The following is an 18211-nucleotide window of genomic DNA, read 5'->3' on the forward strand; positions in this document are numbered from 1 at the left end:
ACCGGCCTTTCTTCCGGTCCGCGGGGCGGACCGGACCCGCCAGAGCGGCGTCACAAGATGATTGACTTTGCCGGGCGTCCGCCCAGGCGCGTGTCACCGCCACAGGGCCTCCCCGTCGTAGACCTGTGCGGCTGCGTCCCAGTAGCCCAGCCGCCTGCACTCGGCGGCCACAAGGCTGCGGGTCTGCTCAAACATCTCCGCCGCCACTTTCGCGAACAGGGTGCCGTCGCCGCGGCCCAGGATGGCGGACGCTTCTATGCACCGCTGGTAAAGTTTACAGTTTTCAGCATTTTTGTCCGGGCTCACCAGTTTGGGGATGCTTCTGCCGATGCTGAAATTGCGGGTCAGCAGTTCATAGATCGCCCCCAGCGCCTGGTATTGGATATGGTCCGTGATAAAGCGCAGCAAAGTGCGCGGGATCAGCTGATGCTCATAGGGCTGCTCCCACTGGCGCAGGAGCTCCCTGTGCAGCCGCTCTGCATCCCCGGGTCCCACATGGGCCGCCGCGTGGGCGGCCGTCCGCTCCACCGTCAGGGACAGCAGCTCCAGACTGTCCAGGTATCGCCGCACGTGACAGGCGATGGATCCGGGCGTGATGCGGATCTCCTTGAGCTTTTCCAGGTTCATCATCACCACGATGCCGCGACGGGGCGCTGCCGTCACGATACCCCAGTCCTGCAGCATGCGGACCGCTTTGACGGTGGTGTCCCGGCTGACCCCATAATACCGCTGAAGCTGGTCGTGGGTCGGCAGGCGGTCGCCGGGCTGGTAGCGGCCGATCGCGATCAGCCCCAGCAGGTCCAGGCAGACCGTGGAATACCGCTCCTGCGCGGCGCTGAACTGCCGGACCAGTCCGTCCGCCTCAGCCAGCATGGGACAGGGGGAGCGCAGCTGGATGAACTGCGTCTCCCCCGCCTGCTCGGCAATGGCCCGGTACTGGGAAAAGATCACATCCAGCTGCTCCCTGCCCGGCGCGCCGCCGCTTTTTACCGTCTGAAACAGGGTCTCCAGATGCGAGCGGTAACGCGCCCGCTCCTCCCGGGAGCTGTGCAGCGGCTCTTTTTCCCGAAACCCCAGGCTGTCCACGACCCGCAGGGTCAGTTCGTTTTCATTTCTGGCGATAAAAAACCGCCCCAGCCGGCTGGAAAGATGCCAGAACTCCCCGCCCGGACGGTCCGGGTCCATCGCGGCCAGCAGCGTCTCCGGCGTGCGCCAGTCGCTGCCCGCGCAAAGGCGCAGCCCCCGCAGATAGATCGGGTAGCACAGCAGCTCCGCGGTCTGCATCAGGTCGTTGACCTGCGCCGCATCCGCTTTTTTGGTATCCTGCAGCGCCCGGCCCTCCGGCGAGGGGAAAGCCGAGATCACAACGGGCTTTTTTCTGGGCTCGATCCGCAGAAAACCGTCCTGTTCCAGCAGCGCGAGCGCGTGCCGGACAGTGCGCTCCGACGTCTGCAGTTCCCCGCACAGGACAGACCTGCCCGGCAGCCTTGCCCCCACGGGCAGAACGCCGCACTCGATCCTGCTTTTCAGCTGGCGGTACGCCCGCTCGTATTGAATGACATCGCCTTTCATCCCCGACCCGCCTTTTCGTCTGATATCCCGGTTTTCCCGCCGCGCCGCTCACTCAGCCCGTGCCGGCGCGGCCCCGGGCCAGCGCGGCGTTGCAGCTCTCGTCAATGGCCGCAGCCGTTTCCTCCGGGGACTGTTCCCCTGTGAGCAGAGCGCGTATCTGCGTATAAAAAACGTCCCGCACGCCCTGCCAGTTGAGATTGCTGCGGACATTATCCACCGTGTGGGCCATGTTGCCGCCGTATGCCCGCAGCATCCATATTTCATCCTGATAGCGCTCGATGATGGAACGGTTGACAGGCAGGGTGCCCAGCGTGTACTTCATCGATCCCTCATCTGTATAAAGAAAGCGGATAAAATCCTTCGCCGCCTGGATCCTGGCCTCGTCGCCGTTGTCGAACACGCACAGACCGTTGGTGGAGGTGGTGCAGTAGCCCCCCGACGGCCCCGGGAAATTTGCCGCAAAGACATCCATCCCCCTGTTCTCCGCCTCCCACAGGTTGGTCAGGTTGCCCACGCAAATCGCCAGCTGGCCGTTATAGAACAGGTTCATGCAATCCCGCAGTTCCAGGTTTTCGGCGCCCCGCGGCGTGATGCCCTCTTGGTCCATCTCCCGCAGCCAGGCAAGGGCCTGCACCCCCTGCGGCGTGTTGACCGCAAAGTTGCCCTGCCTGTCATACAGCGTCCCGCCGTAGGCCCGCAGCAGGGTCATGATATGGCTGTCGCCCTGGCTGTTGGCGGCGTACATCATGAACGCGAAGGTGTTTTCGTCTGCAAAAGCGTCTCTCAGCGCCCGGCAGATCAGGTCGAAGTCTTCCACGGACCAGCGCGCCACGGCGTCCTTGGGCGGGATATAGTCCTGCAGGCCGGCCGCCGTCATCATTTCCCGGTTCACCATCAGCGTGTTCTGAAGCTGATGGAACGGCATCGTGTAGACCTTTCCGCCGACGGTGTTCTGCTCCCAGATCGATTCGCTGATATCCGCGCGCAGTTCGTCATCGATCAGGTCGTCCAGCGGGACGAGCCATCCCCGCTCCGCATACAGCGGCACGTTCCAGGAGCCGGAAAAGAACAGGTCCGCAGACTCGGGCGTGCCGTATTTGTCCGCAAGCTGCGTCTGTTCGTCCAGATAATCATAGCGGCTGATGACGAACTCCACGTCGTAGCGGGTGTACTGCGCCCGAAAGCGCTCCGCCGCCGCGGTGAGCAGGTCGTAGGCCTCTGCATCGCCCACGCCGGGCACGTTTCCCAGCCCGATGGGCGGGGTCTTCAGGATGAGCGTCACTTTCTCCGGCTCCGCCGTGCCCCGCGCGCGGCAGCCTGCCAGTGAAAAGCACAGCGCGGCGGCAAGCATCCCGCACAGCAGGCGCTTTTTTCTCATGACAGTTCCTCCCCCTCCCAAAGCCGCTCGATCTTTTGGAGCAGCAGTTTGATATCCAGCGGTTTGGTGGCCACGTCGCTCATGCCTGCCGCCAGCGCCCGTTCGATATCCTCCCGGAACGCGTTGGCGGTCATCGCGATGATCGGCACCCGCCCCGCGTCCTCCCTGTGCAGGGCGCGGATGCGCCGGGCCGCCTCGTACCCGTCCATCCCCGGCATCTGGATGTCCATCAGGATCAGGTCAAAGCTGTCCGGAGAACTGCCCTCAAAGGCGTCCAGCGCCTCTTTTCCATCGCGGGCTTCGGTCAGCCTGCAGCCCAGCTCCTCCAGGATGGACACGACGATCATGCGGTTGATCTCATTGTCCTCGGCCACCAGAACGCGTTTTCCCCGCAGCGAGTGCCCGGTCCGCGCCGCCCCGCCCGCGCTGGGCTCCTCGTCCGGCGGGTCCGCCAGCGGGAGAGGGAGCGAAACGGTGAACGTCGTCCCCTTTCCCAACTGGCTCTCGACTGAAATGGAGCCGTCCATTTTTTCCACCAGGGTCTTGCTGAGAGTGGTCCCCAGCCCGGTCCCGTTTTGGGAGGCGATCCGCCGTTCCTGCTCAAACGGGCTCCAGATCCGCTTTAAAAACTCCGGGTTCATCCCGCAGCCGGTGTCCGCGACCCGAAAGACCGTAAGGGCCGTCCCGTCTTTGATCTCCTGTTCCACGGTCAGGCTGATCTCCCCGCCCTCGGGCGTGAATTTCACCGCGTTGCCCAGCAGATTTGTCAGGATCTGCTTGATCCGCAGCGCATCCCCCCACACGAAAGGCTCGGCCAGCCCCTGGCGGTCGACACAAAACCGCAGCCCTTTCTGCGCGGTCTGGTTTTCCAGCAGCACCCCCACCTCTTCCATAAGCGCGTTCAGATCCATCCGGCCCCGGTAAATTTCCATCTGTCCGCTCTCGATCTTGGACATATCCAGCACGTCGGTGATCACGTTTTGCAGAAAGGAGGCCGACACCTCCGCCTTTTTTAAATAGTTCTCCAGTTTTTCCCGGTCGTCCAGGTTCTGCCGCATCAGGTATTGAAGCCCCACGATGCCGTTGAGCGGCGTGCGTATCTCGTGGCTCATATTGGCCAAAAACGCCGATTTTGCCTGGGCGGAGGCACGGGCGACCTTCACCGAATTCATACTGTAATAAATAAAATAGGTGACGCCCAGGACCAAAAGGCCCAGCACCAGGAAAAACGGGACAGAGCGTGTGATCAGCATCCGCACCTGGTCCTCCGTTACCCGGGTGGAAACGCGGACCACCAGATACCAGTCGTTCCCGCCGTGGTGCTCCAGCGGCTGGAACATCGCGTAGTAAGAGCTGCCGTCCAGGCTGTATTCGGCAAACAGGCTGTCGCCGCGCTGGATCGCCTGCCGGCACGCCTCCAGAGAGCCTCCGTTTTTAAACTGCGCGCGCTCCAGCGGGGTCAAAAAGTTGTTGTCCGGCGCGCTGTACTGGCGGCTTGCAGTGATGATATCGCCCGAGCTTTGCATCACGGCGGCGATCCCCTGCCCGTCAAAGCTCTCCAGCCTCATCTGGCCGGCGATCTCGGAGATGGGCACCAGCCCCACCGCGCCGCTGATCTCTTTCTCCCCGCAGGAGACCGGCTGGGGCAGGCGAACGCCGTAAACAAGAAATTCTCCCCATCTCTCTGCGCTGGCCTCATCGTACCGCATCACAAACCTGCTGTCCGCCCGCCGGAACTCTTCCGCCCAGGGCATCTCCCCAAGCGCGTTTTTCAGATAAGAACTGCTGTATGCCTCGTCCTCCGCCGTGATCAGATAAAGCGTGTCGAAAGACGTTGTCCGGGCCTCTACGCCCAGATCATAGATCACGTCTTCAAACCGGCTGTCCCGCGATGCGCCGATGCGGCCGAGGATCATTCCCAGATATTCCGTCTTGCTGTCCATCTGGTTGGCGATGTTCAAATGGTCGTGATCCGCGATCTGCTCCATAAAAGAGTGGGTGGTGGAATAGACCGCCTCTTTAATACTGCGATAGTACAGCCAGTAGCTGCCGCCCAGGGCGCTGAAAGCGAGGAGCAGGACCAGTGTCCATACCCACCACCGGCGTCTCTCCCCGCCGCCTGCTTTGCCCATTGTTCCAACTCCTTTTCTGCCGCTGCCGTCAGCGGAAAAGCTGTCCCGCCGCACGGACGCCGGGCGCATCCCGCTCTGTCGGGCAGGGGTGACGCTGCGGATAAATCTGGGAACGTATACAGACTAATTGAACTAAAAAAAATGATCCGGCACCTGTTTCGTGTTCAGGCCGGCCGGGTGATTTTGTGATCTGGTGAAAATTATATCATCTGCCCGCCCGCATTGCAAGATTGGCAGGGCGGCTTTTCCCTGTCCAAAGAAAAAGAGAACGCATTTTTCCGGCCCGCAGGAAGCCTGCGGAACGCCGCCGCGCGGTGCGGAGCCGCTGAAAGCGCAAAACAGCGGCCGCGCCCCATTCTGGGAGATCTTTCCACCCCCGCCTGATTTTCAGCATCTTGTTTTTCCGGCCTGCAATTTGCTGTGAAAAGAAAAAGCCGCACAGAACTGCCACTTTTGGCTACTCTGTGCGGTCTGTTTTGGTGGACCCGAAGAGGATCGAACTCTCGACCTTACGGATGCGAACCGTACGCTCTCCCAGCTGAGCTACGGGCCCATTTACTGCCGCCCTCCCTGAGGGCGCTTTTATATTATAAGACATGATCTCGATTTATGCAAGAGTAATTTTTTATTTTTTTTGATTTCATCCCGGACCGGCTTCGGATTGCAATCCCGCCCGCGCGCGGGGTATAATAGAGGCAGTTGATCTGTGTTTTGCCGCCCGGACCTGCCGGGCGCATTTTGATGGGCGGGAGGAACAAAAAAATGAAAGACGGCTTCATCAAGGTCGCGGCTGCAAGCCCAAAGCTGCGGGTCGCTGACTGTGATCATAATCTCAGTGAGATCCTGAAAGCTGTGCGCCGCGCGGCCGATCTGGGGGTTCAGGTGCTGGTGCTGCCCGAACTTTGCCTGACCGGCTACACCTGCGGCGACCTCTTTTTTCAGGACACGTTGCTGGACGGGGCGCAGCGGGCGCTGGAGACGCTTGCGCGGGAGACCCGCGGGCTGGAGCTTCTGATCGTCGCCGGGCTGCCCTGGCGCCAGGACAGCAAGCTCTACAACTGCGCGGCCGTGCTCTGCCGCGGGCAGGTGCTGGGCCTCGTGCCCAAGGTCAACCTGCCCAACTACGGCGAATTTTATGAGCGCCGCCAGTTCACCCCCGCTTTTGAGGGGCTGCGCAGCACATGGGCCGCAGGTAGAGAGGTCCCCTTTGGCGCGGGGCTGCTGTTCCGCTGCCGCGAGCTGCCCGCCCTCTGCCTGGGAGTCGAGATCTGTGAGGACCTGTGGGTCCCCTCCCCTCCCTCGGTGCGGCTTGCCCTGGGCGGCGCGACCCTCATCGCCAACCCCTCGGCCAGCGACGAGACCACCGGCAAGGCGGCTTATCGCCGCACGCTGGTCTGTTCTCACTCTGCCCGGCTGCTGTGCGGCTATATCTACGCGGATGCGGGCGCGGGGGAATCCACCGGCGATATGGTCTTTGCCGGGCACAACCTGATCGCGGAAAACGGCGCGCTGCTTGCCGAAAGCCCGCTGTTCAGCGAGGGGGTCACGGTAAGCGAGATCGACGTGGCCCGCTTGACCGGCGAGCGGGCGCGCGCCACCACCTTTGCCGCCGGGCGGGACGCCGGGCTGCAGACGGTGGAATTCAGCCTGACCCCGCGGGAAACGGCGCTCACCCGCCCCATCCCGCCGCGGCCCTTTGTGCCGGACGACCCCTCTGAGCGGGCGCGCCGCTGCGAGGAGATCTTTTCCATCCAGGCCGCCGGCCTGTGCAAGCGGGTCGAGCACACCGGCTGCGGCTCGCTGGTCATCGGCATCAGCGGCGGTCTGGACAGCTGCCTTGCCCTGCTGGTGGCCGTGCGCGCCCTTGACCGGCTGCACCGGCCCCGCACCGATCTCATCGCCGTGACCATGCCCTGTTTCGGCACCACCTCCCGCACCAAATCCAACGCTGAACTGCTCTGCAAGGCGTTAGGAGTCACGTTCAACACGGTGGACATCAGCGAGGCCGTGCGGGTGCATTTCCGGGATATCGGCCACAGCGAAGCGGAGCGCGACGTGGTGTATGAAAACGCCCAGGCGCGCGAGCGCACCCAGGTGCTGATGGACATCGCCAACGACATGAACGGCCTGGTCGTGGGCACCGGCGACCTGTCCGAGCTGGCGCTGGGATGGGCCACCTACAACGGCGACCACATGTCGATGTACGGCGTCAACGCCGCGGTCCCCAAAACGCTGGTGCGCCATATGGTCGGCTATGCGGCCGACAGCGCCCGAGAAGCCGGGCTGCGGGAGGTACTGCTGGATATCCTGGACACCCCTGTCAGTCCCGAACTGCTGCCCGCCGACGGCGAGGATATCGCCCAGCGCACCGAGGACATCGTCGGGCCTTACGACCTGCACGATTTTTATCTTTACTATGTGGTGCGGTTTGGTTTTTCGCCCCGCAAGATCTACCGCATGGCCCTGCTTGCCTTTGAGGAACAGTTCAGCGCCGAGGAGATCCTGAAATGGCTGAAAATCTTCTACCGCCGCTTTTTCTCCCAGCAGTTCAAGCGCAGCTGCCTGCCGGACGGCCCCAAGGTGGGCAGCGTCTCGCTCTCCCCGCGCGGGGACTGGCGCATGCCCAGCGACGCCTGCTCCGCCCTGTGGATAAAAGAACTGGAAGAACTTTGAGCGCAGCCCCGCAGCCGGGCCGGAGCGCCCCGCCGGAACCTGCCGCTTTCGCCTTTCTGCCGGCCTCTGGGCCGGATGGGACACTGCGCACTCAACAGCCAGTCCCCGGGGAAGCGGCGGAGCCTAGAGAAAGGCCGGAAAGCGCCTGAGGCCGGAAAATCCCCCTGAAAGCAACACACTTTCTTACCCCTGCGCCGCCCGTCCCGAGGCCCGCAAGCCGGCGCCCGCTTTGCCCCTCTCTGCTGCGATAAGGACATTGCGTGTCTCCTGTTTTGCCCGCACCTGTGCAGAGGCTCTTTGGGTCGCCCCGGCTGGCCGGGCAAGTCTTGCCGCTCAAGATAAACTCAAGATAAAAAAGAAAAAGGCATACCTTCGGATATGCTTTTTTATTGCGATCGGCCGCGGCCTGAACGCAGTCCGCATGCTGCTAAAAAAGGACTTACATCTTCTCTTGACTTCTTATGAGAAAGCTCACAAAGCCGCATAAAATCAGACTTTCTTTCGAACTGAGGTTCAAACTCTTAACCCTCTTTACCAGACATTGGGACAAGTTGGGCACCACAGTCTTTCTTTTCAGCCGATACACATGGATCACTTAAAGCGTATTTCGGGAGTGGTGGTATAAAGTTACGGCTGCGATTTTGTTGTTCCCCAAAACAGGCCCATATGCTCCATTTCAGGACATCAAAATGTCCACACTTAAACCACAAGCAAGTGCCCCTTTGCCTTAGCTCCTGAAAGAAGCGCAGCCGCCCTGTCAGGGCGTTCATAGAGGATCGGGGATATTCCCAACAAGCTGTTTGAGTGATGTGTGTACGCTCAAACACTGCTCGCCTCTATTGAATCGCCCATATTTGTATCTGCGCATTATATCAATAAGACCTGTTCATTAACATCTGTAAAACTTCTTTTTTGTTCTGATGTATTCTTTCCATTTACAGCAATCATTTAAATGAAGCATTACATCCCGAGTGGGCGGCATAAGCAAAAGACCCGCGACATCTTTTTTACCCCAAAAATCCAGCAGCCATTTTGAATTTTCCTGCTGTGTAACTCCTCCTGCCCAAAGTATGATATCTAAATCAGCCAAGCGGACTTTTCTCTTGAGATCAACTGCGTTTAAGGCATTGACAATTTCTCTTGTCCTCCGCCCGACGGCGTTTCTGTAATGATGCAATTCACCAATATTGATATCTCTGCTTAACTCCATGATTTCATCATCAGAGAGGGCATTACCGGTGTCAGTAATCGCAATATTCAGCCGCTCTTTCCACTCTTGATTAAATATCTGTTCTTTTTGGGCGACCAATATATTCATTGTCAAATCTTCAAGTCTTGCGATGTGCCATAAAACCCACGCTATTGTTTCATCTTTGCTTGTCGGCATAATAGCATATTCGTTCCTATCCAAATCGCACAATAGATCATCGACTTCGTTTTTTTCTGTATTCGAAACGTTGGAAAGATGCAGCTTCGCATGAATTTCTAAAAACAGAGCCTTTGACCGTTCCAACTGTGCCGCTTTTCGGATCATATGATTTAATTCTTTGTGCTGTTCACTCAATCCATTTCCAAAATACTTCATATATGTTCTTCCCGTTTGCTAAAGGGCACCTTTTTCGCCTAATGTGCATTAACCCTTTGCCATTTGTTTCATTCTACGATTTCAATCCAATTCTGTCAAAGCGAGGTATATCGCCTTAGGGCTTCTTACAAACTTTTATTTTATTGGGGCTCCAAGCAGGGCACCATTTTGCGCTTTCATATAGGTTCATTTTATCAAAAGTCCAATAACCATACCTTTTTTCAGCTTGTAAAGAAACCGTAACCAGATGGAATGGCTTATCTCAATGGCCCTGCCCTCGCTGTTTGCGCGGCAACCGGGCGTATGGCCAAAAAAAATAGCCTTACGGCTATTTTTTATTCCCTGATCCCGCAATACTTCCGCCCCGCCTGAGAAGCCTTATCCCAAAAACCCGGCCTTTCACGGCCGGGCAAACACTCTTTGACGCGGCTCCGACGCGCCCCTCCGGCCTCGTCCGTTTTTTCTTAAAGCTGCGACATCTACTATTATAACAGCGGACATTTGGGGAGCAAGCAACTGATCTTAACATGCGGGAAATCTTCTGGGGACCCGCAGGCCCCGGAGGCGCGGGCTTCTCCGCGGCCATTTTTTTCAGGATGGGGGCGGCGGGTACGGATACGCGCAGGCGCCGCCACGCCGTTCTCGCTCTGTCCCGCAGCGCAGGGTCCGCGGACGGGGCCGCACCTGCCGGCAAATTTTTGACAGCCCCGTCGGGCGGGCGCCGCACGCCTGTTCCGGCAGGGCGCCACACAGGGGGCAAAATGCGAAAAAACCGCTCAGCACTTCACCACAGCTTTACGCCGTCCTGTTTCGGGGTAAGGGCCGCGCGGGCGGTCACGGGCAGGATCGCCTTGAAAAACAGAAACAGCAGCACCGCTTCCAGCGGCCACATACCGATATTTTTGATCAGGCTTTTGGCCAGATAATAGTAGTAGCCCTTGCCGTAGAGGATCGCGCTCCACAGCGCGCCCAGCCCCACGTTGATGCCCAGATTGACTACCAGCTTGGCCAGCAGCACCCGCAGGCCGCTGATCCTTGCCCTGTAAAAAAACAGGCCGTAAAAGAAAGACCCCAGCATGCTGGTGAGCACGTACCCGGGGAAAAACGCCCCTGTGGGATGAACGATAAACCCCAGGATATCGGTACAGAAGCCGGAGACCAGCCCCAGCAGAGGGCCATAAATGGCACTGCCCAGGCCATTGATGAAAAAGCCGAAAAAGATGTGCAGGTTATCCCCCAGCGGGATGGGAAACAGCCCCACCACCACCCGCAGCGCCACAAACAGCGCGGTCAGGGTCAGCATGCGCACCTTTTTGGCCTCCGCTGCGGCGCTGCGCCAGTAAGCGGCCGAAAACGGGGACAAAAAGACCAGATCATTTCTTGTTTCGGACATAAAAAAACACCCTCCTTTTGTGCATCGGTTTGTACCAACGCACCCGGCGGGATGCTCTTCTCGGGCCGCAGGGTCCTGCGGCGGCCTTCGTTTTTTGGTACAGCGGGATGCGAGAACTGCACCGCGGGGGATGCGGATAGGACCGTTCCCCTTTCGTCCCGCCGGCAACTCCCCGTCCGGCGGGCACTGGCGGCCGGGAGATCTCCCGGCCTGACGCGCAGTTCCCTACTCTGTGTGATGGGCCAGCGGCCCCTGAACGTCACGATTATAGCACGACCGCAGCCGTTTGTCCACTGGTTTCCGCGCACCGCCGCCCGGCATGCTCTGCGCGGGGCGGCCGCGTGGTTTTTCGGGGTGCGGACACAGCCCCCTTTTTCCCTTTTTTCTGTTGACAGGGCGACGCAAAAGGCATATACTTTCGAAGTAACTTTTGATAAAACTTATTGAAAGTGAGTTGTTTTTTGTGCTATCCATGAATTTTCACAATACGCGGCAGCTGAAAAAGCTGAATACCGAGCAGGTGCGCGCAGCGCTGCGGGCCTGCGGCACCGCCACCAAAGCCTGGATCTCCCATCTCACCTCGCTGAGCATCGCCACCTGCGGCACCATCCTGGACGAGATGGTCGCGACCGGGGAAGCGTTTGAGTCTGAGCCCGCCCCCTCCGACGGGGGGCGTCCGGCGCGGCGCTTTACCTACAACCCGGATTTTCAGCTGATCTTTGCGCTGGTGATCGAGCACAGCGGCCCGCGGCTGCGCTGTCTCAGCCGGGTGGTGAACGCTGTGGGCGACGTCAAAGAAGAGCGCTCCGGCGCGCCCGAGGGCGCCATCACTTATGAGCTGCTGCGCACGATGGCGGAGCAGGCCGCGCACCGTTACCCAGCGATCCGGGCGGTGGGGATCGGCCTGCCCTGCGTCGTCCAGAATGGCGTTGTTGAGGGGGGCGTACTGCCCGCACTGGAAAATCTCCCGCTGGGCAAAAAGCTGGCGGAGGATCTGGGGCTGGAGGTGCTGGTGGACAACGACATGCTTTTTACCACCTACGGCTTTTATGCCCGCCAGGAGGGCAACTGCGGCGACACCGTGGCAGTGCTTTACTTCCCCAAAAACTCCTGTCCCGGCAGCGGGGCGGTGGTGGATGGGCAGCTGCTGCGCGGGGCCACCAATTTTGCGGGTGAGGTCTCATTTTTGCCGGTGGGGCTCACCTGCAGCGAGCAGACGGCGCTGTTCAGCGGAGGCGACCGGGCAAAGCAGATCCCGGTGATCGCCCGCATGGCGGAGTGCGTCATCGCCCTGCTGAACCCCTCTACCCTGGCGGTGTGCGGAGATGCCATCCAGCCTGAAATGCTGGGGGAAGTCCGTGTGCTCTGCGCCGGACAGATCCCCGAAAAACATCTGCCCCGGATAGAATATCTGGACGATGTGGAAAGCTGTTACCTGTCCGGCGTGGTATCCATCACGATGGAAAGCCTGCGCTACCGGCTGCAGAGCGACCCGGCAAAATCAGAATATCGGAGGTTTTTATGACGGCCGTCAATTACAGACCGACCCTGAGGGCCTGTTATTTGGGCTATGTGACCCAAGCCGTGGTCAACAACCTCGCACCGCTGCTGTTCGTCCTGTTCCAGACGGATTTCTCCATCCCGCTGGAGAAGATCGGGCAGCTGATCCTGCTCAATTTCGGCACGCAGCTGCTGGTGGACCTGGCCTCGGTCAAGCTGGTGGACCGGCTGGGCTATCGCTTTTGCGCCTGCGCGGCGCATCTTGTCAGCGCGGCGGGACTGGCGCTGCTGGGGGTATTGCCCCGCCTGCTGCCGGACCCCTATCTGGGCCTTGTGATCCCTGTAATGGTCTGCGCGGTGGGCGGCGGCCTGATCGAGGTGCTTATCAGCCCCATCGTAGAGGCCCTGCCCGGCGACGCCAAGGCCAGCGCCATGAGCCTGCTGCACGCCTTTTACTGCTGGGGACAGGTGCTGGTGGTGCTGCTGAGCACGCTGTTCCTGCGCGTGTGGCCCGCCTGCTGGCCGCTGCTGACGGCGCTTTGGGGCTTGCTGCCGTTTTACAACTTTTTCCGCTTTCTGAAAGTGCCGCTGGCCCCGGTCATCGCCGGCGGCACAGCCATGTCCCTGCGGGAGCTCTTTTCCCGCCGCGTGTTCTGGCTGGCTTTGCTGATGATGATGTGTGCGGGCTCCAGCGAGCTGGCGATGAGCCAGTGGAGCAGCCTCTTTGCCGAGCGGGGTCTGGGCGTTCCCAAAATGCTGGGCGACCTGTTGGGCCCGTGCCTGTTCGCGCTGCTGATGGGGGCCGGGCGGACGCTTTACGGCATTTTCGGCGAGCGGCTGCCGCTGAAAAAGCTGATGGCCGCCAGCAGCCTCTTCTGTGTGTGCTGTTACTTGGTCACCGTCTTTGCACCTCACCCGGTCGTCTCTTTGCTGGGATGCGCGGCCTGCGGCCTTTCGGTCAGTCTGCTCTGGCCGGGGACTTTCAGCCTGTCTTCCGCAGCGCTGCCGCTGGGCGGCACCGCGATGTTCAGCCTGCTCGCCCTAGCCGGCGATCTGGGCGGCGCGGTGGGCCCCTGGCTGGCCGGTCTGGTCTCGGGCCGTTTTGCCGCCGCCGGGGCCGAGCAGGCGGGCCTGCGCGGCGGCCTGCTTGCGGTGACGGTCTTCCCGCTTCTCATGCTGGCCGGCGTACTGGTCTTTCACCGGGAACAAAAGCAGTGAACCCGCCGGCGCCGCCGTATTGGGAGCCGAGAGCCCGCCGCGCCCCGCGCTGTTTTTCTCACGGGGCGGGTCCTGTCTTTTTCCCACAGTGGCCTCGCGGAAAAGTATCGCGACCGTCTTTTGCGCTTTTGCCGCGCCGGGCCTGCACGCCGCGCGGCTTCCTTTCTGCGCGCACCGCTTTTTTTGCGGCGGGACCCAGCCCCCGTGGCACAGACAGTCGAAAGGTCCAAAACGTCTCCTGCGCGCCCGGCGGCAGCCGCCGGGCGTCTGCAAGCTTTAAAACCGGGCTTTTTTATTTTTTGACCGATGCAGAAAGAGAGGACGTCCCCCACTGGGGAGTGTCCTCTCTTTTTATCTGCCCGAGTGAAAAGGCCGTGCATTCTGCGCCAGTTCGGAAGTCCACCATCCATGCTCTTTTGTTATCTGCCCGAGTCAAAAGGCTGCCCCGCCCTGCCGGGACGGGTAAAAAACCTCTGCATCCAACTGTGGCGCAAAGCAGCCGACGAACAGCAGCCTTGCCGCAGCAAGGCTTTTTTGTTGCCCGCACAGAGCATTCGTCTGCGGGCTGCGGGGGGTAGGCAGCAAGAAAAGGAAGCTCCGCCGTCCACAGGGCCCGCGGGCATCCTGGCCCTTCTGTTCTTTCAGCCCATCGGGTCTTTCCTGTTCATCTGGTCTTTTCCGTTTATCCTGCCTTCCCGATCTATCCAGTCTTTTCCCTCTATTTGGTCTTTCCCCTCCATCTTGTTTTTCCCGCCTATCTGTTCTTTTCCGTTCATCTGCTCTTTCTCGGTCGTCTGTTCTTTCTCGCCCCTCTGCCCCTTTCCCTCCATCTACTCTTTCTCTGGCCCCGTCTCCCGGATATCCGGCCGCTGCCGGTGCACGGATCTCTGCTGCATTTTTTCATTTTCCTCCCCGCCGCCAACTATTTTTGTACAGTTCACTTGACATTTTATGTAAAGCAAGCTATACTTTTATTGTAAAGTCGACTTGACACTTTGAAACAGGATTTAAGGAGTATTTGTGTGAAAAACCAGATACGTGAGCTGCGCAGGGCGCTGCGGGTCAGTCAGGGAGAACTTGCGGCCCGCGTCGGGGTGACTCGCCAAACCATCATCAGTCTGGAAAATGAAAAATACACGGCCAGCCTGGCGCTCGCCTACAAGATCGCGCGCTTTTTTGGATGCAGGATCGAAGATGTTTTTGATTTTGCTGAAATCGAGGAGGAATTTCAGAATGGAACAATTTAAACACAAACTCGCGCGGCGCGTCCGCCTGTGCCAGGCCGGGGCGATCCTTGCCCTGATCGGCTTTTTTGTGGGCAAATTTCTAGGCACGCCGGACGAATTTTCTTCCGGCTTTCGGATGGGCGTTCTGCTGGGACTGGAGCTGTGCATGGCTTTTCTGGCTATCCGCACCCGGCGCGCCCTCTGCGATGAGGCTGCGCTCAAAGAGCTGTATATCAAGGAGACCGATGAGCGCAACTGCCAGATCAAACTGATGGTGTTTTCCAGCGGGTGGTTTCTGCTGCTGTTCTGCCTTGGCCTGGCGATCCTGGCCGCCAGCTTCTTCAACTTTACTGTGGTCTTTACCCTGCTTGGGGTCCTGCTCTGCATGTGTCTGCTCAAGCTGGGCTGCACGATCTATTACCGTCAAAAATACTGAGCAGATGCCGGGACGCACACCCGGCAGAAAGGAACCTGAGATGAAAAGGCTAAAAACCGGCGCTGCGGTCCTGCTGCTTGCGGGTCTGCTGGGCATGGCTGTAAACCGCCTGGCCGTTCCTCTGCCGGACTGGGCCGTCCGGGCTGCGGGCATCGCCGCTTTGGCGGGCGCAGGGCTTCTCGTTTTTACGGTGGCAAGAGGAGCGCTCGGCCGCGCAGGCGGGGATAAAGAAAAGTAAAATAAAACAACACCGGCGGCCTTGTATCTGCGCAAAAGCAGACGCAGGGCCGCCGGTGCTTTCACCCGTAATCCGCATTTTTCTCGCACTCTGCTGCATTTCAGCGCTTTGCGCCTCAAAAGCCCGGCCCTCATGCCCTTTGCAAAACATGATCTTCCGCTTTGGCCTCTGTGTGCCTTTTTCTCTCAAAGGAGAACGGCTGCTCGCGGTCCCGTCCCTGCTCCATGCGATCCGGCCGCTGAATCTCAGCCGCAGAGCCGTTTTTTCCCGTCTCAGGCCTTGCCGGCCGCGCCACGCCGCGGCTTTTTCCTCCCCGCGGCTGCCTCCGTTTACTTCTGTCCATCCAGGCGTCCCTGCAGTGCGGCGTCCCTGCACCGCCCCTCCAAAAACGGCGGCAGAAAAGGCAGAAAAGTTCGAAAAAAAGGAATGCCCGCGTTGCGGGGACGGTGCCCCCGGCCGCTGAAGTCTCCCCCCGGCTGAACGGCAGCTCTGACAGGCCCCTCAGTGCCCTTTCGGCGGCGGACCCTCCAAAAGCAGCGCATGATCTCTTGGCCGCACTCCGAGCCCCTTCCGTCGGCAGACGGCAGGGCCACCCAGCCAACGCTTTTGCCCACGGGGTGGGCGTTTTGCGGAAACCGGCTTTATCGGCTTCCTGCTGCCGCAGCTTTTTTTGCACCGCCTGCGGCAGGGCCCGAGCTTTCACAACGCAATAAAAGGGACCGATGCGCTGCATCGGTCCCTTTTAAAGTCGATCTATTTTCTGGATAGGATCCTTTTTTAGTACATGCCGCCCATGGAGGGGTCGCCGCCGGCCGGCATCGGGGGCTCTTTCTCGGGGATATCGGCGACCAGGCTCTCGGTGGTCAGCACCATCTCGGCCACGGAGGAGGCGTTCTGCAGCGCGCTGCGGGTGACCTTGGTCGGGTCAACGACGCCAAAGTCCTCCAGCATCATGCCGTAGGCCTCGGTCTGGGCATTGAAGCCGTAGCCCACCTTGCCGCTGTTCTCGATCTTGTCGACCACCACGCTGCCCTCCAGGCCCGCGTTTTTGACGATCTGACGCAGCGGCTCGCGCAGGGCGTTGATGACGATCTTGGCGCCGGTCTTTTCGTCGCCCTCCAGCGCCTCGGTGGCTTTCATGACGTCGGGGATAACGTCCACCAGGATGGTGCCGCCGCCCGGGACGATGCCCTCTTCCACGGCCGCCTTGGTCGCGGAGAGCGCGTCCTCGATGCGCAGCTTCTTCTCTTTCATCTCCACCTCGGTGGCAGCGCCGACACGGATGACCGCCACGCCGCCGGCCAGCTTGGCCAGCCGCTCCTGCAGCTTCTCACGGTCAAAGTCAGAGGTGGTCTCCTCGATCTGGGCGCGGATCTGCGCCACGCGGTCGGAGATAGCGCCCTTGTCGCCGGCGCCGTCCACGATAACGGTGTTCTCTTTGGTGACCTTGACCTGCTTGGCGTTGCCCAGCATGTCAATGGTGGCGTCTTTCAGCTCAAGGCCCAGCTCTTCGCTGATGACCTGGCCGCCGGTGAGGATGGCGATATCCTGCAGCATCTCCTTGCGGCGGTCGCCGAAGCCCGGGGCCTTGACGGCAACGCAGTTCAAGGCGCCGCGCAGCTTGTTGACGATCAGGGTGGACAGGGCCTCGCCCTCCACGTCCTCGGCGATGATGACCAGCTTTTTGCCCATCTTGACGATCTGCTCGAGAATGGGCAGCAGGTCCTGGATGGAGGAGATCTTCTTGTCGGTGATGAGGATATAGGGCTCATCCATGACAGCTTCCATCTTCTCGGTATCGGTGGCCATATACGGGGTGATATAGCCGCGGTCGAACATCATGCCCTCGACCACCTCAGAATAGGTGTCCGCGGTCTTGGACTCCTCAATGGTGATCACGCCGTCGGCGGTGACCTTTTCCATCGCCTCAGAGATCAGGGTGCCGATCTCCGCGTCGCTGGCAGAGATGGTGGCGACCTTGGCGATGTCGGCGCTGCCGCTGACTTTCTGGCTGTTGGCCTGGATGGCGGCGACGGCGGCGTCCACTGCCTTTTTCATGCCGCGCTTGAGATCCATCGGGTTTGCGCCGGCCGCCACGTTCTTCATGCCCTCATGCACCAGCGCCTGCGCCAGCACAGTGGCGGTGGTGGTGCCGTCGCCCGCCGCGTCGTTGGTCTTGGTGGCGACTTCCTTGACAAGCTGTGCGCCCATGTTCTCAAACGGGTCTTTCAGCTCGATCTCCTTGGCGATGGTCACGCCGTCGTTGGTGATGAGCGGAGAGCCGAACTTTTTGTCCAGCACCACGTTGCGGCCCTTGGGGCCCAGGGTGATCTTGACGGTATCGGCGAGCTGGTCAATGCCTTTTTCCAGAGCCTTGCGGGCGTCCTCGCCATAGATGATCTGTTTAGCCATAACTGATCTGCTCCTTTTATTATCTTGATTTTACTGCTCTTGTAAAAACGCTCTTACTCGACAGTTGCGAGAATATCGCTTTGACGGACGATCTGGCACTCTTCGCCGTCGACCTTGACCTCGGTGCCCGCATATTTTGCGGCGATGACCCGGTCGCCGACCTTCAGGGTCATCTTGACCTCATTGCCGTCCACCATGCCGCCGGGGCCGACCGCTACGACCACCGCGACCTGCGGCTTCTCTTTCGCGGAGCCGGTCAGGATGATGCCGCCTTTTGTGGTCTCTTCCGCCTGTTCGGCCTTGATGACGACTCTGTCTGCCAAAGGTACGATCTTCATACGTGATATCCCCTTTACAAAAATTTTATTCGTTGACGTTTTTATGTTTAGCACTCTTTATTCTTGAGTGCTAATACTATTTTAGCGCATTTTTTCCGAAATGCAATAGC

14 protein-coding genes, 1 tRNA gene and 1 riboswitch are annotated in these 18211 nt (G+C 60.0%); of the genes, 6 read left to right on the top strand and 9 right to left on the bottom strand.

Annotation, left to right across the window (positions count from 1 at the left end):
• Window positions 1–93 precede the first annotated feature (93 nt).
• The 4 genes from H8S23_RS01715 to H8S23_RS01730 form a co-directional block, all read right to left on the bottom strand.
• A complete protein-coding gene (locus tag H8S23_RS01715; RefSeq protein WP_186886583.1) occupies window positions 94–1572 on the bottom strand; it encodes a GntR family transcriptional regulator in 1479 nt (492 codons plus the stop codon).
• A gap of 52 nt (window positions 1573–1624) precedes the next feature.
• The gene (locus tag H8S23_RS01720) at window positions 1625–2950 is read right to left on the bottom strand and encodes an ABC transporter substrate-binding protein (RefSeq protein WP_186886584.1); all 1326 of its coding nucleotides are present in this window, start codon (window positions 2948–2950) and stop codon (window positions 1625–1627) included.
• Window positions 2947–5082 carry an ATP-binding protein gene (locus H8S23_RS01725; protein ID WP_186886585.1) on the bottom strand — a complete coding sequence of 712 codons (2136 nt, stop codon included), beginning with the start codon at window positions 5080–5082 and terminating at the stop codon, window positions 2947–2949. The genes H8S23_RS01720 and H8S23_RS01725 overlap by 4 nt, the downstream gene beginning before the upstream one ends.
• A gap of 477 nt (window positions 5083–5559) precedes the next feature.
• A tRNA-Ala gene (locus H8S23_RS01730) sits at window positions 5560–5635 on the bottom strand.
• A gap of 209 nt (window positions 5636–5844) precedes the next feature.
• Between H8S23_RS01730 and H8S23_RS01735 the strand changes: the two genes are divergently transcribed.
• Window positions 5845–7755 (top strand): NAD(+) synthase, encoded by a 1911-nt coding sequence (locus H8S23_RS01735; protein ID WP_186886586.1) that lies wholly within the window; start codon window positions 5845–5847, stop codon window positions 7753–7755.
• 889 nt (window positions 7756–8644) lie between these two features.
• Here H8S23_RS01735 and H8S23_RS01740 read toward each other — a convergent pair.
• On the bottom strand, window positions 8645–9340 hold the full coding sequence (locus tag H8S23_RS01740) for a DinB family protein (protein WP_186886587.1): 696 nt from the start codon (window positions 9338–9340) through the stop codon (window positions 8645–8647).
• A gap of 784 nt (window positions 9341–10124) precedes the next feature.
• Window positions 10125–10733, bottom strand: a complete 609-nt coding sequence (locus tag H8S23_RS01745; protein ID WP_186886588.1) for a folate family ECF transporter S component — start codon at window positions 10731–10733, stop codon at window positions 10125–10127.
• 98 nt (window positions 10734–10831) lie between these two features.
• Window positions 10832–10968, bottom strand: a riboswitch (THF riboswitch).
• A 237-nt stretch (window positions 10969–11205) separates the two neighbouring features.
• Here H8S23_RS01745 and H8S23_RS01750 point away from each other — a divergent pair.
• Entirely contained in the window at window positions 11206–12258 is a 1053-nt protein-coding gene (locus tag H8S23_RS01750; protein ID WP_243165858.1) for an ROK family protein, read from the top strand.
• Entirely contained in the window at window positions 12255–13451 is a 1197-nt protein-coding gene (locus H8S23_RS01755; RefSeq protein WP_186886590.1) for an MFS transporter, read from the top strand. Before H8S23_RS01750 ends, H8S23_RS01755 begins: the two co-directional genes overlap by 4 nt.
• Before the next feature lie 641 nt (window positions 13452–14092).
• On the opposite strand, the gene H8S23_RS01760 is transcribed toward H8S23_RS01755, so the two are convergent.
• Window positions 14093–14281 (bottom strand): hypothetical protein, encoded by a 189-nt coding sequence (locus H8S23_RS01760; RefSeq protein WP_186886591.1) that lies wholly within the window; start codon window positions 14279–14281, stop codon window positions 14093–14095.
• A 192-nt stretch (window positions 14282–14473) separates the two neighbouring features.
• Between H8S23_RS01760 and H8S23_RS01765 the strand changes: the two genes are divergently transcribed.
• The 3 genes from H8S23_RS01765 to H8S23_RS01775 are packed head-to-tail and all read left to right on the top strand — an operon-like array spanning window position 14474 to window position 15351.
• Window positions 14474–14698, top strand: coding sequence for a helix-turn-helix domain-containing protein (locus H8S23_RS01765; RefSeq protein WP_186886592.1), 225 nt, complete (start codon window positions 14474–14476; stop codon window positions 14696–14698).
• Window positions 14685–15113 carry a hypothetical protein gene (locus H8S23_RS01770; RefSeq protein WP_186886593.1) on the top strand — a complete coding sequence of 143 codons (429 nt, stop codon included), beginning with the start codon at window positions 14685–14687 and terminating at the stop codon, window positions 15111–15113. Before H8S23_RS01765 ends, H8S23_RS01770 begins: the two co-directional genes overlap by 14 nt.
• 40 nt (window positions 15114–15153) lie before the next feature.
• On the top strand, window positions 15154–15351 hold the full coding sequence (locus tag H8S23_RS01775) for a hypothetical protein (RefSeq protein ID WP_186886594.1): 198 nt from the start codon (window positions 15154–15156) through the stop codon (window positions 15349–15351).
• A 777-nt stretch (window positions 15352–16128) separates the two neighbouring features.
• Here the strand turns inward: H8S23_RS01775 and groL are convergent.
• Both groL and H8S23_RS01785 read right to left on the bottom strand, forming a co-directional pair.
• Window positions 16129–17763 carry a chaperonin GroEL gene (gene groL / locus H8S23_RS01780; protein ID WP_186886595.1) on the bottom strand — a complete coding sequence of 545 codons (1635 nt, stop codon included), beginning with the start codon at window positions 17761–17763 and terminating at the stop codon, window positions 16129–16131.
• Between the two features lie 53 nt (window positions 17764–17816).
• Window positions 17817–18101 (bottom strand): co-chaperone GroES, encoded by a 285-nt coding sequence (locus H8S23_RS01785; protein ID WP_186886596.1) that lies wholly within the window; start codon window positions 18099–18101, stop codon window positions 17817–17819.
• Between the last annotated feature and the right edge of the window lie 110 nt (window positions 18102–18211).

This window comes from Anaerofilum hominis (assembly GCF_014287275.1).
GTDB classification, from domain to species: Bacteria; Bacillota; Clostridia; order Oscillospirales; family Ruminococcaceae; genus Pygmaiobacter; species Pygmaiobacter hominis.